The organism is Pseudobdellovibrionaceae bacterium (assembly GCA_020635075.1).
Taxonomy (GTDB): Bacteria; Bdellovibrionota; Bdellovibrionia; order Bdellovibrionales; family UBA1609; genus JADZEO01.
Window position 1 is genome coordinate 1,107,990 of the sequence record JACKAM010000001.1, and the last position, 26,119, is coordinate 1,134,108.

Genomic DNA, 26,119 nt, shown 5'->3' on the forward strand with positions numbered 1-26,119 from the left:
TTTAAATCACCATTCGTGCTGTTTGGAAGATAACGACTGAGGCCTCTGGTTTCTTAGTGAAGAAGTGAGGGAATTCTTCTAAGTCATTGGAATATCAAGGGATGTTTTTTTGAATTTGGCAGAGAGGACCGCTGTCCGTCTCACTTTGAAACAGGGGTCATTTTGGAAATGAAGTTTGAATCTGAGTTATCTGGCTGAGGAACGAAGAACTGGCTTTAGATCCACAATGAACAATCGGGCTGTGTCCCTGGTTTTAACAAACAAGGTCTCTCCAAATAGTACCAGATTCTCCCCGAAACGTTCGTTGGGGCCGGCATTGGGGAGCTGAATGGAAACGAGCTCCTTTCGGCTGCCATCGGGAAGTAGACGATAGATAAAGACAGTTCCTTCACAAGTCTCTTGGGTGTAGCCCAGACAGGGAGCGCTCACAGCCAGGAGGTCGCCCTGTGCGCTCATCCGGTAACCAAAGGCCGAGTTGGATTCACCCAAGGCCTGGACGTCACCACCAACTGCAGAATTGAGTTCAATACCGCTGGCGGTGAACTTAAAACCAAAATAGCCGCCAGCTCGAAGCGTAGTAGCACTAAATCCGGCCAATTCATCATTTCCCAAAAGCTCAGAGACCGGACAACCTCCGCAGCTGACAAAGACCTGTCCACCCGCTTGGGTCATTTGGTCAGCAAAACCACTATCAGCCTGCAGACCGGAGTTGTAGCTGTTCTTGAGTTCAAAAATGTTGAGCGCACTATTAAAGCGGTAGAGTAACAGATCAATAGTGTCAGCAGGAGCTACCTGCCCCTTTGGCGTGCGCCTCTTTGCTTTGACCACTAGGTCATCACCAACGAACTGTAGGTTCTGGCCAAATTCTGTATGTTCATTCTTAGAGCTCAGAATTTGATAAAGAGTCCAGACCTCGCCCTGCCGCAAGAAGAGATACACCCTCGAAACTTGATCTTTGGACACGTCCTCATTGGCAGGCACCGATGAGACCGCAGCCCAGCGATCATTGATCTGCACCGATGTGGAAAACCGCATTCCATTGTAGACAGTCATGTGGGGTGCAAAAACTCTCTGCCTGTAGGCCCACTGACCCGACACAGAGTTTCTTTTGTAAATGATGGCCTCTCCCGAGTCTTCGGTGGTTCTGGCACCCTCGCCATCGGTTCGCCCCCAAATATCTTGCCGTGGATTACCAACGATCAGCCACTCTCCATGGGAGTCGTAGGAGTGTGAGAAGTCATTGTAGCGATGCATACTGGAAAAGGGCTCAATTACTGGAGAGACTATCGTTCTGTAGTTGTCCCACAGGTCATCTTCCCGCTTAAGAAGGTGCACACGCCCCGAAAACTCGTCAACAGTCGTTGAATTGATATAAACTTCGTCCCCTAGGCGCTTCATCACCTGGCCAAAACGAGGCCCATCGATGGATCTGAAGTCTCGACTGGTGAACTCCACAATAAGAATGGAGGCACTAGCTCGAGCCTTCACCTGGTCGGTCACCGAAACTACGACCTCCTGGTCTTGAACAGAGCTGTTATTAGCGCGAATGACGATGCGGTCATTGTAAATCGCTTCAATCACAGCCGGACCAGATTCAACGGAGAAAGTGTAAGGGCCCTCGCCATTGCTGGCGACAATTGTGACCTTCTGGCCGGGTGACATCAGCATGGGATAATCGAGGTGAATTCCCGTATAGGCCTCACCATTGCCGGCGCCTCGGCTACTAATTTCATCTGAACCGTCTCGTGGAGGAAGCACATAACCACAGGATTGAAACAGCGCCAGCACGACCGCCACTGAAATCAGCGAAATAGTTAAAATTAAACCCCTTCGAGTCATTCCACCCTCAATATACATAATAAAGTCAAAACACCCAGATGGATGAAATCTTCTGAGACAATCTCAAACTGAAACATCTGCAGTTTCCAGATTCTTCTTCATCCAGCCTTCTTCTATATAGTGCCGTATAACAGAGGTGTTTTTCTAGGGACATAACTGACGGGCAAGAGACCTAAGTGACTGAAATCTGTTGATCTAACTGGCTTTCTTCACCTGATATCGGGTTTTTTTGCCGCTGCCTCTTTGTTCAAAGAGACCTTTTTCAACCCCAAACTGAATCAAGCGCTGAGCCGTCCTTTCGGAAACCTTGAACTCCCCTTGGACATCGCTAGTGGTGAAGTTTTTGTTTGGAAAGAGGTCAACAACCTTGTTGGCCAGCTCCGTTTGCCGATTCCGAAAACAGTATTCACGAGGGACCTCAATCGCAATAGGGGCCGTCGCCTTTAAGATCAATTGATTATCTGAGGAGCGCACCACCAACGGAATATCTTCTGCTTCAAGTGCTTTATTGAGGCGCTTTTTAAGGCGCACCACCTTCTCGGTCGTCGATTTCACGTCGAAGTATTCGCCAGGATAAAGATTGTGGTGAAAGAAGCCAATGCTTGCTGGCTTATAAAAATCCAGGCAGATCCCTTTTAAGAAATTGTGCAAAAGCTGCCCCTGTTTGATCGGAACACTCCGCCCTTCATAGGAGAGATCGGTCACTGAAAGGGTCTTCAGGTTTTTGTGAACTTTAGGAATATCCCATTGGGGAATCCAGAGGTATTTTTCGTCCGAAAAAAGGTCTGCGCCTAGTTGCTGTTCGACCATTTTTCTATAGGGAATAAATGGGGTCCCAAAATACACCTTTTTTGAGGTTTCCAGGTCTTGAGTGGCGTAAGAATAATAAAAGTCGCAGGAGCGGATTGTCTCCCAGTTTTTGCGTTCAGCAGCCTTTTGTCGAACAGCCAAAAAGCGAGTTTTTGCCTCCGCCGAGTTTGGCTCTCGCAAAAGCCCCACAATGGACTGCCACTTTTCCACAAAAAGCAGGCTGGAGCTCTGATTCCCTCTTAGGATTTCCTCGGCCTTACTCAGGAGATCTAGGGCCTGTGCGTATTCTCCCTGGGCGATGGAGACCTGAGAGAGTAATTCATAGGCATTCCCCAAGAGAACTCTATAGTCATTCTCTTGGCACATTCGTATCAGGCCAGAAACAGTCTCTTCAGCCTTGTCCATCTTTAGAAAGACATAACAAGCAGCGAGGTTAATGGTCCCAATGGCGACTTGGTACTGATCATTTTTCATTTTCCGAATGTACTGTTGGAGATGAGGGACCGAATCCAGATAGCGCCACTCCTTAAAGAGAATTGTGATTTTTGCGAGGTGAGCCTGGGGGTACTGGTCAAAGTCGACCCAGTCCAGGAGTTCATGAGCTTCGTCCAAAGATCCATAGGTTGCCAGGTGATAAACGAATTCCAAAAGGACCTTGGGCTCAGGAGTGACTCCTAACTCGATCTGCTGCCAAACTAAAGGCTTCAGCCAGCGGAAGCTGGTGTCGCCATGGCCCAGCCGGCGGCAGAGATTTGCAAGCACAGCCACCTGTCCTGGCTCAAACTCAGAGGGATTGAGGGAGCGCAACTTCTTATAGGCCAGAAGGGAATGCCCCTCCCGCACCATCCTCTCTAACTCTAAAATGAGCGCTTGTTGCTCGCCGCGACCTTTTTCCTTCAAAAACACCTCAATTTGATACTGATATCCATGACTTACTTATCGTCAAAAATGTCCCTGGGATTAAGGGGTGAATTTGGACAAAATGGAATCACGGGGGAATCAGGTATTAGCCCAAAAGGCGGTACCGAAAGTAAACGAGGCAAAATGGGGCAAATTATAGAGTTAGGGGCCTCGTGAGATTGAGCCCTTACATTATGCAGGACGTGAGCGGGCTCAATTCTCTAACTACTAATCTTTTTAGAGGAGGAAATCCAGATGAATACAAGGACTCTCACCATTATTGGTGGTCTTGCAATGGTCCTGTGGTCATGTCAATCGGGGTTTGACAGCAACCAAGAAACAAACAGCAACGACGGCGCATCGACCGCCCAAAACCTCGATCAGCTCAATTCTGGCGTTACAAATCAGGCTCCAAAGATTTCATGCCAGATCACCAATACCAACAATACCAGTCAAAAGCGCAGCATCAATACGATTGGCGAACAAGACACTTTCTTTAATGGTTATCCCAAAGAAGGTGATACGGTCCGTTTTGATTGTTCGAACACCGAGGATGAAGGCAGCTCTGTCAGCTTCTCGATTGACACCGACTACGATGCCCAAAATCCTGACTTTAAGGCTTTTGATTTTAATCTCACGTTAGCTGCTGGTAACAAAACCATGGCCCTAAAGGCTGTTGATGAGCATGGTCTCGCTTCAATCAAGACTTTCGCCATCAATGCCCAATGTGCCAATGGAGCAAAACCCGTGGTCAATGCCTCAATGGTGGCGATCACCGCAGAAAGCAAACACAACTTTTACACCTTTAGCGTTCCTAATGGGGCGGTTTCAGGTGGTTCGGGATTCCAGTTTGCCTGGGATTTCAACGGTGACGGAGTTTTTGATCCATTTGATCTGAACTCTGCCGCTGGTGCCATTTGGAATGACTCCCCGGTTTCTCAAGGGATTTACAGTGTGTTTGCCTCGGCTGGATCGCATCGGCGAGTGGCTTTGTTACGGGTACGTAACAGCTGTAATATGGAGTCCGACACTGTTCAGGTAGAAATGGCGGATGAACTTCCAAACATCGCCAGAACCCCTGAGTCACAAGCAGTCAAAAAGGGCTACTACTACTTACAGTCTGACATCGGATCCGAGTCTGTTACGACAACAGCATCTCCCTCTCTCAAGCAGCGCGTGAACGGACCTTTCCTAGGAACCTGGTACCCAGGTGATAAGGAAAAGAGAGTGATCTGCACCTATAATTTTGAGAAACTCGCGCAGAAAGCATCATTCACGATTCAAGGACTCAACTGGTACACGGGTGGCCTGCAGATGGATTCAGGCAACCAGTTTATTCATGGCATGGAAATACGGGTTAACAATATACCCGATAACGGCAGTTCAGCGTCCCAAACTTATACCCAGGCTGATGGAGTCCAACTCCATTCAGCAAGTTACCGAGTTTCAGCCGGCGATGACGGTATTTCGCACGAGAATTTCAACCGCATCGACCAGGCCTGTACCATCGAAATCACGGTTCAGCGTGATGAAGGTGTCATGCCGTGTTCCAGTAACTCAGACAAGGTTGAGTTCACACCGACAACCGCGACCATTATATTGGGTGAGTTCCAGTGCCCGATTCTGGCGAACTCCTCCACGGGCAAATCGGTCAGTGCCCGAAACGGAAAGTTCTACTGTGAAGTTGCACCAGTTGACCAATGTGTTGGAGCGGGTGGACCTTGTGTTGATGGGATTTGTAGTGGTGGCGGAATACCTGCTATTCCTCAATAACCTACGATTCCTATCCGAGTTTGTTTTTGAAAATCCGTGAGGAAATGCTTTCAAAGGGTCCTGAAACTGCGTTCAGGGCCCTTTTTTTCTATGGCACACAATGCCCTTTTAACCTACCTCAATGAACCAAGAAAGATGTGGAATTTCTCCTCCTGCCCTTCCCGCTTTGCCCAGGCCTCCACCTTTTTGAGATCTACCGGGTGGGCCTTTGAAATCCATAGGGCTTGATCCAGACATTGCCGGTCGTTGGAATAAAAGAACCAAGCTAAACGGTCCATCACCGATTGGGTGGGCGAGAGAAGTTTAATGGTCGTTCTTTTGATTTTGAGCTCCCCTTCTGGTTTGACGGGCTCCTGGTCACCAATTGCCAAAGGCCCCATGGGGAACTCAACAGTGAATTCTGATTTGGGATGATAAAAGTTTTTGCCCGATTTTTTGAACCCCATTTTCTTCATGACCTCATTCACCACATCACTACTGGCTGAGACAATGAAATCCAAATCTCGCGACTCGTACTTGTTATCCGTATAAATAGAGACGACGGCCCCACCGACCAACACAGGGTCGAGCCCCTCTTTCCGTAATGCTTGAGTGACCAATGCCGCCAGTTCCTCTCTCGTGGTTGCCTTGGTGATGTTGCTCATAGCTTTTTCCCACTACGTCTGGGACGGGTTCGTTGGCGGAAGTATTTTTGCGTTTCCTTTTCTGGAGTCAGCAGAAGAATCTTCTCAAGCAGAGCCGACAACTCTCCCTTAATCGCCAAACGAGGGTTGATTTTGAAGAGTCGAATGTTGCCAGAGAACTGACTGACAACAACACCGGCGTCTTCCAGCTTTCTTAGTTGCAGTTGCACCTGACTGGGGGAAAAGCCAAAGGTTTTGGCAATGCCATTGATGTGCCCCTCCCCGTAGTTTTGAATATAGAGGAGGCACTTCTCTGCGACTTGGTTTCCAAATAGAGCTTCATACATACAACCATTATCGCCCAATTCCCCCTGTTTTTATACTGGATTTTAGTATAATTATACTTATATTTAGTATAATCATCCTATTTTTTAGCATACGCCCAAAAAAAAGTGTAAACGATGTCTCCGGAATAAGGTGTAAACTATGTGTCGGGAAGGACAGGACAAGGCTAAACTGGAGGCCTCGAACCCTTGGGATGAGCCTACGCCCCTTCGTGGCGCTCATCCCAAGCCTCTTCGGTCGCTGGTTCGAGTCCAGTTATCCCAACCAAAAAAAGCCAACCTCGCTACCAACAAAGCTAAACGAGCAGATCAGGCCTGGACTCGAACCCTTGGGATGAGCCTACGCCCCTTCGTGGCGCTCATCCCAAAGCCTCTTCGAGTCGCTGGTTCGAGTCAGTTATCCCAACCAAAAAAGCCAACCTCGCGGTCGGCATTTTTGGTTGGGATAACTGGACTCGAACCAGCGACCTCTACCATGTCAAGGTAGCGCTCTAACCAACTGAGCTATATCCCAATATCTGAAAGGAACGGCAGTCTAAGAGGAAATAGGGCTCGGGTCAACAAGGACGAATCAGGCGGGACAGACCGATTCCACACCCTTGAGGCGGCGCTCAAAGTAGCCACACCAGGACTTGAAAAGGTCCGGGATTTTATCGCTAACACCTTGAAATAACAGGGAATCCAGTGGCTGATTGAGCTGACCACAGGAGCGGATATGGCGAAAAAGGCGAAGATCGTTAGTCACGTTCAGAGCCAGGCCGTGGGAGCTGACCCCTTTATTGATACGTAGGCCGAAGAAGGCGATTTTGCCTCTGGGAGTAAAGAGCCCAGGTTCATCTTTGGCGGGAATCACCTCCACACCGAAACTCTGTAAGAGATCAGAAGTGCTGCGCTCAAGCAGGCACACCAACCTCTTTGGCCCCATCTTCCACGCCCGAGTGGGGAGAACTGGGTAAATCACCAACTGTCCGGGTGAATGCAAAGTGGCCTGTCCTCCCCGCTTGGAGGCGATCACCTGAATTCCATCATCATTTCGTTCTTTTTCACTGGAAACAAGATCGTCTTGAGAATCCCCACGAATTCCCAGCGTGATCACCGGGCTGTGTTCAAGCCCAAGTATGATCCCTCTTCCCGACTGACGTACCTCTTCAGAGAGTTCCTGCTGTAGGCGTTCCCCTTCTTCATAGGGAACTTCGCCTAACCACCGAAACTCTAGTGGATAGGATTCCATACCTCTATTTTAAGAAAGGATTAAGGGTTTAGTAAAGCTCTACCCGATCATTTTCGCGGAACCCCGAACCGGAGTGGATAACAGCAATGGCCCCGTCTCGCCCGAAGTAGCTGGTGACCTCGACAGTGCCCTTCATTCGTCCTGGAGCCGTGCCAATAAAGCGACCTGTCTCAGGGTCGAACACTTCCTCACTGTCTTCAGTAATTTTGAGAATGTCATTGATCTGTATCCCTGACAGACGTCCAGCATTGATATAGATCCTCTCGCCCGAGACCATGGCCACGCGCCCCTCCCAGGTGAGTTTTTCAACAGCCTTTACGATGGGCCCCAAGGCTCCGTAAAAGGCGCGCACCACTCCCTCGCGCACGAGGGTTGGGTCTTCCTCCAAAAATCGATCAGACGAAGCATATTGACCCACGCGAGTGGTCTCGGTTTCAGCTGTGGCCTCGCGCACATCGTGCAAAATCTCGCGGGAGTTCTTGGTAGCAAATAAACGAATCCGCACAGTAGTTTCCACTCGGGCACGAAGTTTGCGAATAAGACCAATCTGATCGCCCAAGCGGCGTGCACGAATGTCCAAAATTTTACCCTCAAGAACAGCGGCTACCCCCATGCTGGAAGCAATGCGCGAGATCTTTTCCATGTCGTATTCGCGATCCTTGGTCATGAACTGACTGAGGTTTTGCGGGAAGTCCTCATTCTTAACCACGACAAAGTGATTGGTTCTGAGAAGTTCCTGCACCACCGTGGTGCGGGCAACTTCAGCTACTTTGATGGCGCGCTCAGGTTTTTCATCCAAAAATGGAAGCACAATCAATCTTTTGCGCGGCTCTTGGTTCTCATTGCGCGCATAAAAAGGCACATCTCTGGTTTGAATCCCTGGAGAAGGCGCTGGAGCCGGAAGTGAACAGGCCGTTAATAGACATATAAACGCAGAACCTAGGGAGATTTTTAGAGCGGTTTTCATACCCTTATTTTAGCACCGCCCGAATAGGGCTTAAATCCGACCAAGGTCTGAAATTGCCTTAGCGTACATCAAGCTCAATGGTGTTGGAATTGACCTTGGAGACCTTCACACGAAAGGGCTTGAAGGCCTTGCTCTCCAGGACCTGGGCGATTTGCCGGGTACCACTGGAGGCGTCCATCTCAAACACCACCCGGTTTTGCTCGAAGAACCTTTCCTTGAGGGTGCGGATATCCCGGACCCCATCAACCAGCTGCTTTTTCAATTCCATGAGCTGAGGATACTGAAGCTTACCGTTTACAGCCAACCGCAAAAGGTTGGCACCAAAGGTTCCCCTTTTCCAGGCGTCGTAGACCTGGGCAGCCAAATCCTTACTGACGGTGTCCATCACTTCGCCCATTTTTCGCGTCACAGTGGCTTGAAATGGCCCTGCGTCGGTTTCATAGGTACGAATCACCTCGCCCACCACGCGGCCGTTGCCGGAGTGGAGCGCCACCAGTTTGACATCCACTTGATAGGCATCGGAGCGCTTGCGGTTTTGCGCATAGCGAATAAATCCCTTCACCACAATCTGACTATCGAAATACTCACCCAAAAATAGGTAATCCTCGGTTCGTGGATTATCTGACATAAAAGCCGTGGGCATCATGTTGCGGTAGCCACTGCCCATGGGCGACAAACTAAAAAAACCGGACTCGCGCATTTCCGATCGCAACTTATTGAGGAAGTCACGGCTCTGGGCGACCATAAAACTCTTGTCGACTCCTGTCTCGCCCACCCACCAGGTATGAGTGCGACCATTGACCCGATCCTGAAAGCTGACCATGGGGATCACCCGGGGAGCGCCTTCCATTTTGTAAAGAAGCCCATGCTCTAAGAGCAGAGCCTGAAGGTTTTTGACCGAGAACTTTAGGACCACGGATACCTGAAAGCCTTTTCCGGCCTTGACCGGTTTGGAAGACTTCATGGAAAGAATGTATTTGCGCGAATCTTTGAGAATCTTTTTGCGGATGACGACCTTGTTGCGTTCGTATTTCTGCGAGCCAATGATATCCAGGATGTACTTCTCAGCTGTTTCCTGAACAACTTCATCAAAGACCTGCTGGCGAGCCGCATTGGGACTGGAAGCCGTCACCGTTTTTTCAGCGGTGATCTCCACAACATCCTCGGCCCAAGAAACCGGAGAAAACGCCAAGATCCATCCCGCCACCAAGGCCAAAGCCAACATCCATCGGTGCATCCACTGACCCATAAGTCCTCCAAGAACCCTATAATGAAATCACAGAAGGTACCGGGTTCCTATGGGTGCGGCGTCGCGTAAGAACACTATCAGCTCTTTAGCTTTTTGATAGCCTTTAGATCCTCAAGGATTATTCGATCTTTAGGGCGATTCATGGACTCTTTGATGCAAATTAGATCATCGAGGGACAGAACAGAGCACTCGTAGCCGAACAATTGCACCCTCAATGCTCTCGACTTGAGCTGTTCAAAGGAGCCAAGCGACTCATCCAGAGTGACGATGTCTAATATCCCAGCTTGGGTTTCAAGATAGATGTTTTTCAGTCCGGAAAGATCAGCTGGCTCCTCCAGAAATGAAGCTTTGTGAGAAGGGTTCATTCGGTGCTTGGGATCGAGACCCTTTAAAGCCCTGCGGAGCCCCTCGATATTCTCCGGGGTCATGACCATTGTAATATCGAGATCTTTTGTGACATGGGAAGATCCGTGTACGACGGCAGCAAAACCACCGACCACCAAAAAATCCAATTTGCTCTCAAGAAGGGCCTTAAGGAGTAGGTTTAGGTCTTGCATTTACTTTTCTGGCTTTTTCGATTTCAAGAACTAAATTAAGCGCCTTTTGGTGCTCTTCAATTCGCTGTTGAGGCGTCAGCTTCAGATTTCTGGCTAGATCTCGGTCCATGGCCAGTATCATAGCAGCGCCGCCTACTTCAGGCTATTGCAATTACATGACCTAAGCACCATTTTACCCAAGCCCCTTCAGGCTATTCCCGATCGGCCCTTGTAATGCGCCACCCCTAGGCAATGCATTACTGGTTCTTGGCGGAAACATTATAGGCCCCAATACACCATGCGAGCATGATATATGGGGCCGCGTCAGCTTGATCGTAATCTTGGGTCCGCCTGGAGTTACAAGCACTCCTCGGCGAAGACGATTTTCATGTTTCGCAGAATAACACTTACCCTTTGAATCTCCTGTTGTAGCTTCTGCGCTGCCGGAGCGTTCTGGGATGCTATGGCCACACGCAAATTCGCCTTAAGGTGCTCACGGTAAAAAGACAACTGCTGGATGTGAGCCCTTAATTCCGTACAAAACTGCACGCGTTGGGGGTCACCCTCTGCCCGAGCCAGATTTTGGCCAAAGCCTGAAGTTGAGAGTCCAGCCAACAGAAGGCCAATTGCGATAATGAGTTTTTTCATATTCCCCTCCTTTGTAGGTTTGAAATCAAACAAGTAACAACAAACCCAGGATAGGCGGCCCCCACATTTTTAAAAACTGATATTTTGTGCGCGATAAAAGACTAGGATTTTGACCTATATTTGGTCTGCGGACCAGAACCGACTTTCTCAAACAAAGAGTGATCGTCCGCGGCCAGCAACTTATTGATTTGCCTTTTTGAAACGCCAAGCGCCTGGGCCGCCTGCGATGAAGAGAAGGCCTCCCTTTGAAAACACCTGGCCAACTCCTGAAGCTGCAACTCGCCCGACGTGGCCGGTACCAGGCTGAGGCTCAGCCGCAACCGCACCGGAACTGATGCCTGAAGTGCGAAGGCATGACCGCGGCCCTTAATGAGGATCGGCCAACCTTCTGCTTCTAGCCATCGACGGAGTCGTCGCAGGACTTGATGAACCCGCGTCGGAGAAGATTGGGCATCAAAAAACTCATCAGGATAAAGGTGGCCAAACAAAGCCCCCAGTCGCACCGGTCGATAAATATCAGAGGCCAACACCTGTAAACAGCGATGCTCCAAAAAACCCGCGCGCAGGGCGCTGGGCCCAGAGATCTCTTGGCCCTCAGACACGTTGAAGACCCGCCCCCGCCGAGAGGCCCCTCCCTTGAGTTGCCAATCATAGTAATTGGGCAAGACCACTTGGCGCTTTGCCTTCTCTTTCATGTATTCCCGGTATGAAGAGAAGGGGGTTCCAAAGTAAACGCGAGCAAACAGATCATCGTCTCGCCCATAGACCGATTTGTAGAAGTCGTTTTCTCTAATAGTTTCCCAATGCCTTCTGTGAAAGGCCTGGTTGCGAATTTCTTCCCACTGCCCCCAGCCGCTTCGGCCCCTGCTCCGGTCCAATTGAAGGAGGGTCTTCCATTTGCGCACAAAGAGTTCGTCAATAGCTGTGGACTTCTTTAAGGTCGCCTCGGCTAACTCCAAAAAACCTTCGGTTCTTTCGTAATCGCCATTGGCCAAACTCAATTGGGCCGACAACTCCAGTGCATTGGCAAAGAGCAGAAGGTGACCTTCCCTTTTTGTCTGTTTCCGCAAAGAACTGAGTGACCGCCCAGCTTCGGCGAATTGGCCCAAAAAGACCTGGGCCGCGGCCAGATTGGTCTGAGCCACCAACCTTTGATAGGGGTCGTCTTCATGCTGCAAATATTGAAGGAGCGCACCGGCGGCTTTCTGGTAGTCCCATTGGGTGATGGCCACAAATGCCAAATAGAGATGGACCTTGGGCAGGCCTGACTTGGCTAACCCTTCAAGTAAGTGTTCTGCTTCTCTCGAAGCGCCAATGCGCAAAAGACCTACTGAATATTCGGCCACTTCCTCCGAAGTGGCGGGGTCCATCCGCCGCTTGGTCTGATGAATCGCAGGACCAATCAGCCGCAGAGATGTCAGAGGGAGATTGGAGCGGTAAAACAGGCGGGCAAAGCGGACAAAGTATTCGCGAGGAATCTGTCTTAAATTGAGACCCAGAAGGTCGCGGCGAACTTCGGCATGCCGGCCGAGGCGCACTTTCTTATCCAATTCCTGAAGATATCCAGACCATTCCCTCATCGCGCACAATTTATCAGTATTTATGTCATCCAGCAAGCACTAGAGTTAAGTTATGGAATCATCCATAATTGGGAGGACTATGAAAATGCCACTGCCTCAAAACAAAACGGCTTCAATTCTTATCCTTTTAGGACTCCTGACGGCCCTATTGTTGGGTTTCCAAAACTGCGAGATTCTAAAGAAGAGCGATGGATCTGATTCCACCTTCAAGAGTGGCAATGGCGAACCCTATGTCGGCAATCGTCCACCCAATGGCACCTACTACGCTCGTAAGCAGGATTTCACTTGCCCAAGCGGGAGTCACGGACCAGCATTCGAAGAAGTCCAAGGAATCATCGACGTATCTGAGAAGAAGGATGTTGCCCTTTATACCGACAACTGCACCGGTAGCCAGTATGAGGTTTCCTTTGCCGATCTTTCTGCCAATGAGTACTCGCAGCAATACATCGGCTACGATACCAAGATATACCAGCAGTTTCCTCAGCCACCACAGCCGGGAGAGCCCTACCCAATTAAACTCTGCCACTCAGAACAGGTGGGTCCATTTTTGGCTATGGACAACATCATTGTCCATGAACCTCGCCAGGATATTTTCCTGCGAATCATCCAGGTCGCAGTTTGGGATATTCAGACGAATCAACCTGTCCCAATGGTGACTGAGCCCGAACAGGTTATGGGTCAGCCGGTGGAATTCCCACCCGGCGTACCAGGAGCGCAATTCTTCCGAGAGAATTACAGCCTTACCGTGTCGTCCTTTTCTCCTGACGGAAGACACAGCCCCGGCATGATCCAAGGACTGATTTTTGGCGTCCCCGTGGAGAAAGACGCTCTCTGCATTAACCCTCTTCAGTAATATTCAGTGTTGCAGGTTTAAACTGGGAACATTAGCGGAGTTCGATGTTTTCGGTGGTGCCTAAGAGCGTATGGAGGCTTTCAAGGAGCTCGGGCGAGGGTCTAACTGAGCGGGGGTCGATGGACTCCAGGTTGACGGACTTGGCCAGGTCTGGAAGTTCAAGTTCTAACTGAAGGTGACTCTCGCCCGGATGCTTAAGTAATATCTCCCGTAGCAGTGCCAGCTTATCTTCCATCTCCGGGCGAAGACTGAGGGTCATGATCTTGGCACTGGTCATGATATCTGGAAAGGCCTTGATCTCATCGACTAAGACCTTACAGGCGTCCCCTTCTTTCTCCAAAACTCCGGTGACCACCAGAGGAACATCAGACTTCAATAGGGTTTCGTATTTGGCAAAGGGATCAGGAAAAATAACCAGCTCTAAGGTGCCCGTGAGATCTTCAAGAACCCCAAAAGCCATGCGGGTTCCTTTTTTGGTGATGATCTCCCTCATGGTGCTGATCAAACCTAAAATTCTCACGTTGGATTTACTGTTGAGATCCTGAAGACCTGCAATATTGGCCGACACCCAACGCGAAGCCAACTTATCCAGACCTTTTAATGGGTGATCGGAAAGGTAAAAGCCTAAGACTTCTTTTTCGCCGGCCAGGCGCAATCCTCTGGTCCAGGGAGCGCGCTTTTCGACCCGCACTTTTTCCTGTTCCTGCACCTCTTCAACCATGGCAAATAGACTCACCTGCCCCACTTCACGGTCTTTGCGCGACTGTTCAGCGCGCTCAATAAAGCGAGGGTAATTCTCCGTGAGTTCTGCCCTGTTGGCCCCAAAGCCATCGAAGGCTCCGGCTTTGATCAGGCACTCCACGGTTTTCTTGTTCACTCGGCGCAAATCAACAGTGGCAAAAAAGTCCTCCAGGGTTTCAAACTTTTTCTCCGGCTTTGATTCACGGGCCTCAAGTAGCGCATCAACCGCCGCCTGACCCACACCTTTAATGGCACCAAGAGAAAAATAAATCTCATTGCCTTTGACTGTGAATTTATATTCGGAATGATTCACATGGGGAGGCTGAACAACAATACCATGCTTTTGGGCGTCCTTGACGTACTTCACCACCTTGTCGGTGTCGTTCATCTCCGTACTCAAAAGGGCTGCAAAAAACTCAACCGGGTAATAATTCTTAAGCCAGGCCGTGTAGGCCGCAACCACACAGTAGGCGGCCGCGTGTGATTTGTTGAATCCGTACTTGGCAAATTCCGCCATGGTGTCGAATAGTTCAGAGGATTTCTTTTCGTCATGCTGATTTTCCCGTGCACCTTGAAGGAAGCGATCCTTTTGCTTGGCCATTTCCTCGGCAATTTTTTTACCCATGGCGCGACGGAGAAGATCCGCTTCACCGAGTGAGTAATTGGCAATGCGTGAGGCAATCAGCTGTACCTGCTCCTGGTAGACCACAATGCCGTAGGTCTCTTTAAGGATGGGCTCAAGCTCCGGAAACGAAAACTGCACCTTCTTTTCGCCCTTTTTGCGCGCCAAATAGTCCGGGATCATATCCATAGGACCTGGGCGATAAAGAGCGTTAATGGCGACGATGTCTTCAAAGCAAGTGGGCTGGGCCTTACGGATCAGGTCAGTAATACCCTCGCCTTCAAACTGGAAAATCCCGGCTGTGTCCCCTTTACACATGACTTCATAAATGCCCTTGTCCGTGAGCGAGATGTCTTCGGTGCGGAATTTTTTGCCGCGGTTTTTTTCCACCAGCTTCAGAGCGTCGTTCACGTGGGTCAGAGTTTTTAGGCCCAAAAAGTCAAATTTGATCAGGCCGATTTTTTCCGAGTGTTTCATGTCGTACTGAACGACATTTTCCCCTTCCGTCCCACGATAGAGGGGGGCATGAGATATTATGTTGCCGTCGGCAATGATCACTCCAGCGGCGTGAATTCCCGCATGACGAACCAAGCCTTCGATCTTTTGCGCCAGCTCCATGAGGTTATTGACCTTGGGATCGGTTTCCATCAAATCACGAAGCCTGGGCTCTTCATCAATGGCGTCTTTTAAGGTGATGCCAAGTTTTTCCGGAACCAGTTTGGCCACCACGTCCACTTCACCAAAGGTCATTCCCATCACCCGGCCCACATCGCGAATGGCGGCACGGGCTTGAAGCTTTCCATAGGTGATGATCTGAGACACACTGGCCTCGCCATATTTGTTGGTGACGTACTCGATCACCCGCTGGCGGTTTTCCTGACAAAAATCCACGTCAAAGTCAGGCATGCTGACCCGCTCAGGATTGAGGAATCGCTCAAAGATCAAATTGTAGGGCATGGGATCGAGATCCGTAATCCCTAAGGAATAGGCAACCAAAGAGCCGGCTCCTGAGCCTCGCCCAGGTCCCACAGGAATGTCGTGGTCTTTGGCCCAACCGATAAAGTCCTGTACGATCAAAAAGTAACCGTTAAAGCCCATGCCATCGATCACGCCCAACTCATAGTCCAGACGCTTGTCGTACTCAGCCTGCTTTTCTTCGTTGATTTCCTCACCGCGCTGAATGGCTTGGGCAATACGTTTTTCCAAACCCTCGCGACTTAAGCGAGCCATCTCGTCTTTAAGACTCACGCCCCCTTGGGTAGGGTAAGTGGGAAGATGGTAAATTGGCTTTCCTTCGTCATCCTCAAGCTTGAAGTGAATCTCACAACGGTCGGCAATCTCCAGAGTGCGGCTGCAGGCTTCAGGAAATGCTTTAAAAAGCCCCTGCATCTGCTCAGGACTTTTAAAGTAGAATTGATCACTCCCCAGTCGGTAGCGGTTTTCGTCCATCAGGGTTTTGTTGGAGCCAATGCAGATCAGAGTCTCCTGCGCCAACTGGTCACCCTGATTCAAGTAATGAACATCGTTGGCGGCCACCAAGGGAACTCCGGTGATTTTGCTTGCTTCAGCCAAGAAGGGATTGATCTGCTCCCAAGCCGCCACACCGGTGCGGTTCATTTCCAAATAAAAACGCTCGGGATAAAGAGCCTGGAGTTTGCGCACCACCTCTAGGGCTTTTTCCTCTCCCTGGTTCACAAAGGTCCAAGGAACATCTCCCATCAGTCCGCCGCTTAAACAAATAAGGTCGCTGCTGAATTTCTCAAGCACTTCGTAATCAATACGTGGCCGATAGTAAAATCCCTCTTTGTAGCCAATACTGCTGATCTGGCAAAGGTTGCGGTAGCCTTCCAGGTTTTGCGCCAGGAGCACAATGCGCCGATTGGGCATTTGCGCGGCTTCACGGTCCTCGCCCTTAATTAACCGACTCTTGGGAGCGATATAGGCTTCAAGTCCAATTAGGGGTTTGATCCCCGCCCCTTTGGCCGCGAAGTAAAACTCGACGGCCCCAAACATATTCCCGTAATCAGTAATGGCCACTGCCGGCATTCCCATTTCCTGGGCGGTTTTGGCCAGTTCTTTAAAGCGAATGGTGGCTTCAAGTAGGGAATATTGGGAATGAACATGGAGGTGAACAAAGCTCATCGGAGTTTATTCCCACTCAATCGTGCCAGGGGGTTTACTGGTCACATCATAGACCACCCGATTCACCCCTTTGACTTCGTTGGTGATGCGGTTGGAAAGATGGCGCAAAAACTCCGGTGGAAAGGCAAACCAATCAGCCGTCATCCCATCACTGGAAGTGACTGCGCGAATGGCGGCCACTCTTTCATAGGTTCGGGCATCACCCTGGACACCCACGGTCTTGACCGGCAATAGAACACAAAATGCCTGCCAGATTTTGTCGTAAAGACCTTTGGCCTTAAGCTCGTCGATATAGATGGCATCGACCTCCTGGAGAATGCTCACATTCATGGGCGTGATTTCATCCAAGATACGAATTGCCAAACCAGGACCCGGAAAAGGATGGCGCCAGAGTGAGCCATGGGGAATCCCCAGCTCTTTACCGATGGCCCGTACTTCATCCTTAAAAAGCTCGCGAAGAGGCTCGATCAGCTTCAAATCTAAGTCTTTAGGCAAGCCGCCTACGTTGTGGTGAGACTTGATGGTCACACTGGTGCCGCGCAGGGAAATACTCTCAATGACATCCGGATACAGAGTCCCCTGAGCCAGCCAATCAATGGGGCCAATCTCTTTGATTGAGTCCTTAAACACTTCGATAAAAGTATGGCCGATGATTTTACGTTTCTTCTCAGGATCGGCAACCCCTTTGAGTTTACTCATAAAGGTTTGGCTGGCGTCCACACCTTTGACGTTGAGACCCAGCTCTTTATAGGTCTCAAGAACCTGCTGAAATTCGTTTTTACGTAATAGTCCGGTATCGACAAACACACAGTGAACTCGGTCTGCACCCAAAGCCTTGGTCAGCAGTGTGCCAACAACAGTCGAGTCCACGCCCCCACTCAGGGCGCACAGGACATGCTCGCCATCTGGGACCTGTTTTCGCACTTCTTCGAGTAGGTGCTCGGTGATCGATGGCGCCGCCCAATCGGGTTCAGCCTGACAAAGATTGAAAACAAAGGCCTTCAAAAGATCCATGCCGTGATCGGTATGACTCACCTCGGGATGAAATTGAAAGGCCCAGGCCCGGTCCGACATCAAAGCCGCCGGGTATTCAAAGGCACTGGTGGCGACGACCTCAAATCCAGGCGGAACTTTTTTAACCACATCTCCGTGGCTCATCCACACGTTTTGCTCCTTGGGCACCTGGCCGATTTGCTTGGACCACTTGATGACGTTAAGGCCATACTCCCTGCGATCAGCACTTTCGACCACTCCGCCCATCTGGGCTGAGATTAGTTGCATTCCGTAGCAAATACCCAAGAGTGGCGCGATGGCCGCAAGCTCATGAACGTCCCGATGGGGAGCGCCGGCCTCATTAACTGAAGAGGGACCGCCGCTCAAAATGATGCCTTTAGGCTTTCTAGCTTTGATCTCAGCTAAAGCCATGTCATAGGGAAGCAGTTCCGAGTAAACGCCCAACTCACGAAGTCTGCGAGCGATGATCTGGGTGTATTGGGAACCAAAATCAAGTACGAGAAATCCGCCTTCCATCAGCCATTTACCTCTATAAAAATCTAGGGAACCAAACCGGTTTTTAGAGCCCTCCACCATAGCGAAGCCGCCCTCCCCGGTCTAGAAAACTCTCCCTCCCCACCCCATTCCCCCACTCATTGACTCATAGAGTTATCCTTGCCCTCACAAGCAACCCATTAAAACAAATCGTACCGGCCCTCAAATGTTGATCCGCAAAACCTTGGGCCGCCTTTATTCGAGAAAGTGGTCCGAATGACGAGCCATTCCCGCAAATCCGAATCCTCACCGTCGCGCAGGGCGTATCCGAACTGCGGCAGCGAAGCTGATGCGTTCCGTTCGGCTGAGTCTATTCCCTTCGGTCACTCAGCCTCCTGCGCCTGCGGCCGATAAGGTGCGTGAGGATTTGTGGAGAATGGTCGGCAAAGGGCCAATTTCGCCAATAAAGGATTTTGCGGATCACCATAAAGAGGAGTCTCGCCTCTAACGCTGCTGCCGGAAGTATGTTTGAAGATTTTTACTCAGCTGGGAAAAGCGAGCAGAGACTCATGGACTGACCAACCAACGAAGCAGATGGACCCTTTTCATCGGCAGCTACTCGCCGACGATTTGGCGCACAGGATTCCGCCCCACCGAGAAATGATAGCCAAAAGAAAAGCCCACGTAATTATACCCCACCTCAACGAACTCCTGTTGAGCAATCACTGGCGAAGCCTTTTCCATGGTCTTCTTCCACAGCGAGGCATCCTCATTCACCCGGCGGATAAAAAAGCGGCCGACAAAGCGATCAGAGAAAAAATAGGTGTAGCCGATTTCGGTGATAGCCGAGAGGTCGCCACGCCCGAATTCGTATACTTTGCCCCCATTTTCATATTTGATGGCCGAATAGGCAGCGACAGGAATAATTTGAATATAGGTGTGCCCATACATGGATTTAAGACCAAACTGAGGGCCGTAGCCGGCGGCCACATAGAGCCTTTCAAACTCTTCGTTGGCGATAACGGCAATGTCGGGATAGGTGATGTTGGTCCAACTCACTGAGGCGGTTGGGACAAACTGGAACTGGTACTGCCAAATGTCCCTTTCACTCTGCTTTTCCATGTGTGAAAGGCCAAGGGCTCCAAGGTAGCGAAAGACATCTCCCCAAAAACCTTCTTCAAAGCGACTTCTGCCTGGGACATCCACATCGTTCACTTTTAGAGAAGGCGATGATCCCGCCAAATCCACGGTCACGGTATTTGGAATCCAGCGGAAAAAACCACCCAGCTTTCTCGTCCAACGCCTTTCAGAATAGGCCGGCACCTCTTCAGGGTTAAGTGTGACGGCGAAATCCTGCCGGGGTTTTTCACTGGTAAATGATGTTAACTTGGCTTTGACGTCCACATGGGTGGCGCGACCAGAGATGACTTCGGATTCGAGAAAGTGATCCGCTGCCAACTCTTTAAACAGTCTGGTCCGGTATGACCAGCTGGGCCGGGAATCGAAATCATATTCCCACTCCAAAAAGGTCTCGAGAGACTTTTTGTAAGGAATCAACTCCACATTGGGATACCGGTCGCGGGCTTCCTTTTCCATCACCCGCGCCACCTCATCGGTCAAAAACTCATCGGCACTCTGAGGGGGGGCAATAGCGAGGCGGGTGAACTCTGGTCCCTGGCGTTTGCCATTATCGGAAAGCCTGACCCGAACCGGATCTTTGAGCTCCCAACTGGAGCCCTTTATCAAATCCACAAACCACCCGATGGGAGCCAAACCAAACAAAATCAAGTTGCCGGCAAAACTGCGGCCCCAGCGATACTCAGACTTCAGCCGAACCGTTTTAGTTCCAGCCTCACTGTGGCGGATCTCTAACTCAACCTTTTTCCCACGCTCCACTTCCACTAGAGCCGGAGTGGTGCCAACAACCTTACCCTGGTAAACAACTTCAGCACCTGAGGGCTTTGAGTCCACAACAACAACTTGATTGCGTCCATTGTGGGTCAGGGTCGCACAACCAGAAAGAAAGATAACGAGTAAACCAAGAAGCCTCAACCCCATTGCTGACAAGTGTTCCCTTTAGTTTTCAAGTCTGTAGTTCGGTGCCTCTTTGGTAATACTCACATCATGGACATGGGACTCACGCAAACCTTGAGGCGAGACCCTGACAAAGCGAGCTCTTTTCTGCAACTCTTCTATTGTTGAAGCCCCCAAGTAGCCCATCCCGGATCGCAAACCACCAATCAACTGGTGAACAATTCCACTCAGGTTTCCACGGTAGGGAACTTTGCCTTCAATCCCCTCGGGAACCAGTTTGTCCATGTCAGCCACATCTTCCTGAAAGTAGCGATCTTTAGAACCTTGCTTCATGGCACCCAGACTACCCATGCCACGATAGACTTTGTAAGTGCGGCCTTGGTAAAGAATGGTTTCACCGGGGCTTTCATCAGATCCTGCCAGCATATTGCCGACCATGACCGAAGCCGCTCCCATCGCCAGGGCTTTGGTGACGTCACCTGAAAACTTGATTCCTCCGTCAGCGATAATGGTGCGGCCTTTTTTCTTTGCCGCCTTTGCACAATCAATGATGGCCGAAATCTGGGGCATTCCCACACCACTCACAACGCGAGTCGTACAAATACTACCTGGCCCAACGCCGACTTTAACCACATCCACTCCCCGATCAATCAGAGCTTCTGTGGCTTCAGGAGTGACCACGTTACCGGCAACCAAAATCGTGTCTGGAAACTCTTTGGCTACAAAGTCGACCATGGTCATGACGTTTTTCGAATGTCCATGTGCGGTGTCCACCACGATCACATCACAGCCGGCTTCGACCAATGCCGAAACTCTCTCACGGCTGGTGGCGTCCACTCCCACGGCGGCGCCAGCCAGTAGACGCCCGTGGGCATCCTTTGTCGCCTGGGGAAATGTCTGAGCCTTTTCAATGTCCTTTATAGTGATGAGTCCCCGCAAATAGCCCTGAGAGTCCACCACCGGCAGTTTTTCAATGCGGTGCTTGTGGAGTATGACCTTGGCCTGCTCCAGATTTGTGCCCACTTCTGCTGTCACCAGATTCTCGTGAGTCATCAGGGCTGAAATGGGCTGTTCCATGTTGGTTTCAAAACGCAAGTCGCGGTTAGTGAGAATACCCACCAGCTTGCCATCAACAGTAATGGGAACTCCTGAAATGGAGTACTTCTGCATCAGTTGCATGGCATCGGCCACCCGGTTGTCGGGATGCATAGTGATGGGATCGAGAATCATCCCACTTTCGTATTTCTTGACCTTTTCCACTTCAAAGGCCTGGCTTTTGATAGACATATTCTTGTGAATAATCCCCAATCCCCCAAGTTGGGCCATCACCTGAGCAGTCTTATGTTCAGTCACCGTATCCATGGCGGCCGCGATGACTGGGACTTTGAGACTTATTCCCTTAGCAAAGAAGCTCTCCGTGCTGATCTCAGAAGGCACCACCTCAGAAAACTGGGGAATGAGCAGAACATCGTCATAGGTTAAACCTTGGGGGATTTCAGTTGCCATGGGGATCTCCTTTTTCACCTTCCTCAAACCATTTCGTGTAATGCAAATAATTGTCAGCCGACTTCCCGAGAAAAGCCAACTCCTCGGGTTTTAGGGGCCTGATGGCTTTGGCGGGCCTGCCGAGAATCAACCAGCCTTCTTCAAAACGTGCCTCTTCTGTCACCAAGGACCCAGCTCCGACAATACAGCGAGAGGGGATCTGCGCCAGATCCATAATCGTGGTGCTCATGCCAACAAGGACCTCATCTCCAACTTCACAGCCGTGCAGAATCACGCCGTGCCCGACTGTCACTCGATTGCCGATGGTGGTGCCACACTTTTTGTAGGTGCCATGGATGATGGAGCCATCCTGGATGTTGGTTTGATCGCCAATGCGAATCGGCATCACATCGCCCCGAATGACCGCATTGAACCAAATGGAAGCCTGTTTGCCCACGACCACATCGCCCACCAGGGTCGCGTTCGGCGCCACAAAGGTCCCCTCGCCTATTTGAGGATGAAACCCGCGCACCGAAATGGACAACACTTTAGCCTCCTACATCACATATGGGTGTTCATTGTGCCCGAGACCGGGCTCTAACTCCAGACCTTTTTGCACGCCTTCCAATTCCGCATTCAGCTGACGGCTCTGATCAAAAAACCAGCGCTGGGCAAAAAACTCAGCCTTGGCGTGCAGGCAAAAGGACAAACTCTCATCCGCCCGATGGGTAATAACCTTCAGTTTTGGGTGGCCTTCAAAGTGAAGCTGCACAATCTGATGATGCCCTTTGATATCGACAAAGAGGCACTTCTTTAATGCCACACCCACCTGGCCCAGCATTTTCTGGGTCAGGCTGTGAGGAGTGCTGGGGGTTGTGCGATTCATGGCCTGGGTCAGGCTAATTCCCGCATCCACGGGGCTCAGCCACACCGGCAAGGTCAGCTTTTCCTGCTCATCCTTAAAAATCATAATCGGCCGCGATTGATCAGCGGCCAGGGTGACCCCGTAGGGGTAAACCTGTATCCACTCCTGGTCTGAATGCAGTTCTGCTTCAAATCGTTCACTCACGGATCCACTCTCCACGTAGAGTTTGGGGAAATGCTTCCGTTACAAGTACAGGAACCGTCTGACCAATCAAGCCTTTTTCGCCCTGAAAATGCACCAGTTTGTTCTGCGTCGAACGCCCGCTGCAACGACCAGTTGCTTCATCAAATTTTTCAACCAATACCTGCAGTTTTTGACTGGAGTACTTTTTTGCTAAGCCAAAGGCGATTTCATTGTGCTTAGAAAACAGGCGATCAAGACGTGAGGATTTTTCTTCATCACTCACCTGATCTTCCCAGCGAGCAGCTTTGGTGAAGGGCCGCGGACTGTATTTAAAAGCAAAAATGCTCTCGTAAGGCACTTCGTCAAGGAGACTGAGGGTGTCGGCAAATTGCTCTTCCGTCTCTCCGGGAAAACCAACGATGATGTCGGTAGAAAGCACCGCTCCGGGCATCAGATCCAAGATCATGAGGGCCGTTTCAATGTACTCTTCACGGCTGTAGCCCCGATTCATGCGCTCCAGCACGTCCGAATTCCCCGACTGCACTGGCAGGTGAATGTATTCGCAAATTTTTGCCCGATTGGCCTGCATGAGGTCCACCAACTCGCGATTGAAATCTTTAGGATGGCTCGTGGTAAAGCGGATGCGCTCGATTTCTGTGTCTTGGGCCAACCTATTTAAGAGCTGGCCAAAATTGGCTCCACATTCGCTCTTGTAGGAGTTGACGTTTTGCCCAAGGAGGGTGACTTCTTTCACCCCCCGCTTCACCAATCCGTTCACATCACCCATCACATCATTTAGGGGGCGACTGCGCTCACGGCCGCGAGTAAAAGGCACCACGCAAAAGGTGCAAAAGTTATCGCAGCCTTTCATGATGTTCACAAAGGTCGATACGCCAGGGTCCCGCACCAGAGTTTCAATGTAGTAAGGCTTTTGGTGATCAAAACGGGCCGCCACCACTCGATCCCGCTGATGCAGATCAGTCACGATCTCAGGTAGACGGTCAATGGCATCAGTTCCCATGACAAAATCCACCATAGGGATATCGAGCATGATTTTTTCTTTTTCCTGCTGGGCCACACAGCCGGCAACGCCAATTTTAAGATCGGGGTTTTGCTGCTTCATCTTTTTGTAGCGGCCCACTTCTGAATGAACTTTATGAACCGGCTTTTCACGCACACTGCAGGAGTTGATAATAATCAGTGAGGCTTGGTCGGGCGTGGACACAGGAGTGTAGTTCGCCATTTCCAACAGCGAATACATCCTTTCGGTGTCATTGACATTCATCTGGCAGCCGTAAGTGGAGATATAGACTCCCTTACCCCGCCCCATGTCGGAATTTGTATCCATGTCCTTTTCCTGCAATGATCGCCTCGACGCGTTGGGCATAGGCCCGTTCAGTTTCCGATTTCTTTGACGAACACCCTAAGTAGTGAAGAAATATGGACAAGTTTATAAACGGCCACTACAAAAAGGTCAAATCAAGCCCTGGGAGCCCCAAATATGCAACCTCGCCTGCCCTTTTCCTCCAAATGGACCCCAATTCCCGACGAATTGGCCGATCAGATTACCGAAATTTTCGAAGAGAATTTCGCTAGTTACATCAAAAAAGGACGGATTTTTGTGGAGGGCCGGATCTATCTCCGCGAAGTCCTTTTGAGCGTGGGCTACAAAGAGAATGGCCGCCTTCACCAGGATAATTTTGAAGTGAGCATCGAATACGCCAAGGATCGGGACAACATGGTGAAAATGATTCACTTAGGGGTGGATTGCGCGGCCTCCATGTTGGAGCAGTTTTTTGGCGACCCAGGTGGGGTGGACTTCCCCAAGACTTGGAAGGGCTACGAAGTCGAAGGTCGTCAGGTCTTTCTACAATACACCACCGAGAACACGGAGCTGGAAGCAGAAGCTGATCGCCTCTTAGGAGAAAACGAGGGTGGCCTTATGCGAGGCGAAGACTCTGAGGAAGAACTCGAACAGAAGATCTCCATGCTCGGCCTCAGCGACGAGGACTTCCCCGAAGGCCAATCCCCCACCAAAAAGAAGTCCAAAACCAAAAAGAAAACCAAAAAGCGCTAATCCGGAGATGGGTCAAAAAGGATCAGATGCAAGGCGGAGGGGACTTTATCGACCCCTTCTCCCTCGGGCTGATCAAAAGGGCGGTGGATGCAAGGCGGGATGGTCCGAGCGAGCGGTATCCCTCACCCCTCTATGTGTTTGAACCCGATCAAAAGGGTTCGAATGCGAGGCGGGCGGATTTAATCGAATGGAGGCGGTTGCAGCGGAGATTGGTCAAAAAGGCTCAGGTGCAAGGCGGAGGGGACTTTATCGACCGGAGGCGTACTAGAGAGTACGTTGTAGGGAGGTCAAGGCCCCTCCAACGCAGCAGATGGGCCTTTTTCACCAATCTCCCTAATAGTCGTCGTCGTCGCGAGAGTGGGAAGTCTCCGACATCCCCCTCACCTCATCAATAATGCTGTTATCCTCATCGTAATCGCCGTCTTCACCCGCTGACTCATCGATCTCCAGCTCTTGAATGGCAGCCAGAAAATCTTTTTCCGTGCGCAGGTCGCGACCGATCATTTCCAAATACTTGTCTGGATAACGGGATGTAAGCTCTTCGATGTAGTGAATGAGTTTTCCGTCGGAAAGAATTTTTTTGCGCTGTTGGATTTTCTTCCAATAAAGCAGGTAGTGGTAGCGACAGTAGGCTTCCACACTGGCCAGTTGATCACAGTCACGACGTCGACAATACCGACGCCCCTCGGCGTCTGTTAAAATGACCTCTTCGGGTGCCAGCCCTTCGACTTCTTCATCCTCGTCCAAAAACTCTTCAGCTTCTTCCACCACCTGAGGCGCAGCCTGCACAGGGGCTGGGGCCTTGGTTGCCTTTTTGCTCTTTTTATCCGGACTTGGGCCGGGTCCTTTTTTTTCCCGAACCGGTTTCGCGGGTTTGGGAGAAGCTTTGGCTTTAGGAGCTTTGGTTGGCGCGACTGCCTTTTTGGCCTTTGCCGGCGTCGCCTTTTTTGCTGCCGCCTTTTTCTTTTTGCTCGCCGTGGTCTTTTTGACCGCCTTTTTTGCCACTTTTTTAGGCGCTGCCTTTTTGGCTGCCTTTTTCTTAGCTGTGGTTTTCTTTGCGGTTTTCTTCTTTGCTGTCACTTTTTTGGCCTTCTTAGCGGCCTTCTTCTTTTTCGCCATGGGTAATAGT

General features: G+C 50.5%; 21 protein-coding genes and 1 tRNA gene. 3 read left to right on the forward strand and 19 right to left on the reverse strand.

Features of this window, described 5'->3' with window-relative positions; genetic code table 11:
- Positions 1–186 precede the first annotated feature (186 nt).
- Positions 187–1,839, reverse strand: a complete 1,653-nt coding sequence (locus H6624_04810) for a hypothetical protein (protein ID MCB9083639.1) — start codon at positions 1,837–1,839, stop codon at positions 187–189.
- Positions 1,840–2,034: 195 nt separating this feature from the next.
- The gene (locus H6624_04815) at positions 2,035–3,549 is read right to left on the reverse strand and encodes a tetratricopeptide repeat protein (GenBank protein ID MCB9083640.1); all 1,515 of its coding nucleotides are present in this window, start codon (positions 3,547–3,549) and stop codon (positions 2,035–2,037) included.
- Positions 3,550–3,804: 255 nt separating this feature from the next.
- Between H6624_04815 and H6624_04820 the strand changes: the two genes are divergently transcribed.
- Positions 3,805–5,322 (forward strand): hypothetical protein, encoded by a 1,518-nt coding sequence (locus tag H6624_04820; GenBank protein ID MCB9083641.1) that lies wholly within the window; start codon positions 3,805–3,807, stop codon positions 5,320–5,322.
- Positions 5,323–5,435: 113 nt separating this feature from the next.
- On the opposite strand, the gene H6624_04825 is transcribed toward H6624_04820, so the two are convergent.
- The 9 genes from H6624_04825 to H6624_04865 form a co-directional block, all read right to left on the reverse strand.
- A complete protein-coding gene (locus tag H6624_04825; GenBank protein MCB9083642.1) occupies positions 5,436–5,966 on the reverse strand; it encodes a nucleotidyltransferase in 531 nt (176 codons plus the stop codon).
- Positions 5,963–6,310 (reverse strand): winged helix-turn-helix transcriptional regulator, encoded by a 348-nt coding sequence (locus tag H6624_04830; GenBank protein MCB9083643.1) that lies wholly within the window; start codon positions 6,308–6,310, stop codon positions 5,963–5,965. Before H6624_04830 ends, H6624_04825 begins: the two co-directional genes overlap by 4 nt.
- Positions 6,311–6,726: 416 nt before the next feature.
- Positions 6,727–6,803, reverse strand: a tRNA-Val gene (locus H6624_04835).
- Between the two features lie 57 nt (positions 6,804–6,860).
- A complete protein-coding gene (gene lipB, locus H6624_04840; protein ID MCB9083644.1) occupies positions 6,861–7,520 on the reverse strand; it encodes a lipoyl(octanoyl) transferase LipB in 660 nt (219 codons plus the stop codon).
- A 28-nt stretch (positions 7,521–7,548) separates the two neighbouring features.
- On the reverse strand, positions 7,549–8,487 hold the full coding sequence (locus H6624_04845) for a hypothetical protein (GenBank protein MCB9083645.1): 939 nt from the start codon (positions 8,485–8,487) through the stop codon (positions 7,549–7,551).
- A 58-nt stretch (positions 8,488–8,545) separates the two neighbouring features.
- A complete protein-coding gene (locus H6624_04850) occupies positions 8,546–9,736 on the reverse strand; it encodes a hypothetical protein (protein ID MCB9083646.1) in 1,191 nt (396 codons plus the stop codon).
- Between the two features lie 77 nt (positions 9,737–9,813).
- Positions 9,814–10,293 (reverse strand): nucleotidyltransferase, encoded by a 480-nt coding sequence (locus H6624_04855; protein MCB9083647.1) that lies wholly within the window; start codon positions 10,291–10,293, stop codon positions 9,814–9,816.
- 336 nt (positions 10,294–10,629) lie between these two features.
- The gene (locus H6624_04860; GenBank protein MCB9083648.1) at positions 10,630–10,920 is read right to left on the reverse strand and encodes a hypothetical protein; all 291 of its coding nucleotides are present in this window, start codon (positions 10,918–10,920) and stop codon (positions 10,630–10,632) included.
- A 101-nt stretch (positions 10,921–11,021) separates the two neighbouring features.
- A complete protein-coding gene (locus H6624_04865; protein ID MCB9083649.1) occupies positions 11,022–12,500 on the reverse strand; it encodes a hypothetical protein in 1,479 nt (492 codons plus the stop codon).
- A gap of 85 nt (positions 12,501–12,585) precedes the next feature.
- On the opposite strand from H6624_04865, the gene H6624_04870 reads away from it, so the two are divergent.
- Positions 12,586–13,353: a hypothetical protein gene (locus tag H6624_04870; GenBank protein ID MCB9083650.1), complete on the forward strand. Its 768-nt coding sequence runs from the start codon at positions 12,586–12,588 to the stop codon at positions 13,351–13,353.
- A 31-nt stretch (positions 13,354–13,384) separates the two neighbouring features.
- Here H6624_04870 and dnaE read toward each other — a convergent pair whose 3' ends face one another.
- The 7 genes from dnaE to miaB form a co-directional block, all read right to left on the reverse strand.
- The gene (gene dnaE / locus H6624_04875; GenBank protein ID MCB9083651.1) at positions 13,385–16,858 is read right to left on the reverse strand and encodes a DNA polymerase III subunit alpha; all 3,474 of its coding nucleotides are present in this window, start codon (positions 16,856–16,858) and stop codon (positions 13,385–13,387) included.
- A gap of 6 nt (positions 16,859–16,864) precedes the next feature.
- Entirely contained in the window at positions 16,865–18,388 is a 1,524-nt protein-coding gene (guaA, locus tag H6624_04880) for a glutamine-hydrolyzing GMP synthase (GenBank protein MCB9083652.1), read from the reverse strand.
- Positions 18,389–18,961: 573 nt separating this feature from the next.
- Complete coding sequence (locus H6624_04885; protein MCB9083653.1) at positions 18,962–20,404, reverse strand: hypothetical protein; 1,443 nt, start codon at positions 20,402–20,404, stop codon at positions 18,962–18,964.
- A gap of 18 nt (positions 20,405–20,422) precedes the next feature.
- On the reverse strand, positions 20,423–21,886 hold the full coding sequence (gene guaB / locus H6624_04890) for an IMP dehydrogenase (GenBank protein ID MCB9083654.1): 1,464 nt from the start codon (positions 21,884–21,886) through the stop codon (positions 20,423–20,425).
- The gene (locus H6624_04895) at positions 21,876–22,412 is read right to left on the reverse strand and encodes a gamma carbonic anhydrase family protein (GenBank protein ID MCB9083655.1); all 537 of its coding nucleotides are present in this window, start codon (positions 22,410–22,412) and stop codon (positions 21,876–21,878) included. Before H6624_04895 ends, guaB begins: the two co-directional genes overlap by 11 nt.
- A 9-nt stretch (positions 22,413–22,421) precedes the next feature.
- Positions 22,422–22,934, reverse strand: coding sequence for a bifunctional nuclease family protein (locus tag H6624_04900; GenBank protein MCB9083656.1), 513 nt, complete (start codon positions 22,932–22,934; stop codon positions 22,422–22,424).
- A complete protein-coding gene (gene miaB, locus H6624_04905; protein ID MCB9083657.1) occupies positions 22,927–24,300 on the reverse strand; it encodes a tRNA (N6-isopentenyl adenosine(37)-C2)-methylthiotransferase MiaB in 1,374 nt (457 codons plus the stop codon). Before miaB ends, H6624_04900 begins: the two co-directional genes overlap by 8 nt.
- Before the next feature lie 114 nt (positions 24,301–24,414).
- Here miaB and H6624_04910 point away from each other — a divergent pair, with 114 nt between their 5' ends.
- Positions 24,415–24,990: a hypothetical protein gene (locus tag H6624_04910; GenBank protein ID MCB9083658.1), complete on the forward strand. Its 576-nt coding sequence runs from the start codon at positions 24,415–24,417 to the stop codon at positions 24,988–24,990.
- A gap of 333 nt (positions 24,991–25,323) precedes the next feature.
- On the opposite strand, the gene H6624_04915 is transcribed toward H6624_04910, so the two are convergent.
- Complete coding sequence (locus tag H6624_04915) at positions 25,324–26,109, reverse strand: hypothetical protein (protein MCB9083659.1); 786 nt, start codon at positions 26,107–26,109, stop codon at positions 25,324–25,326.
- Positions 26,110–26,119 lie beyond the last annotated feature (10 nt).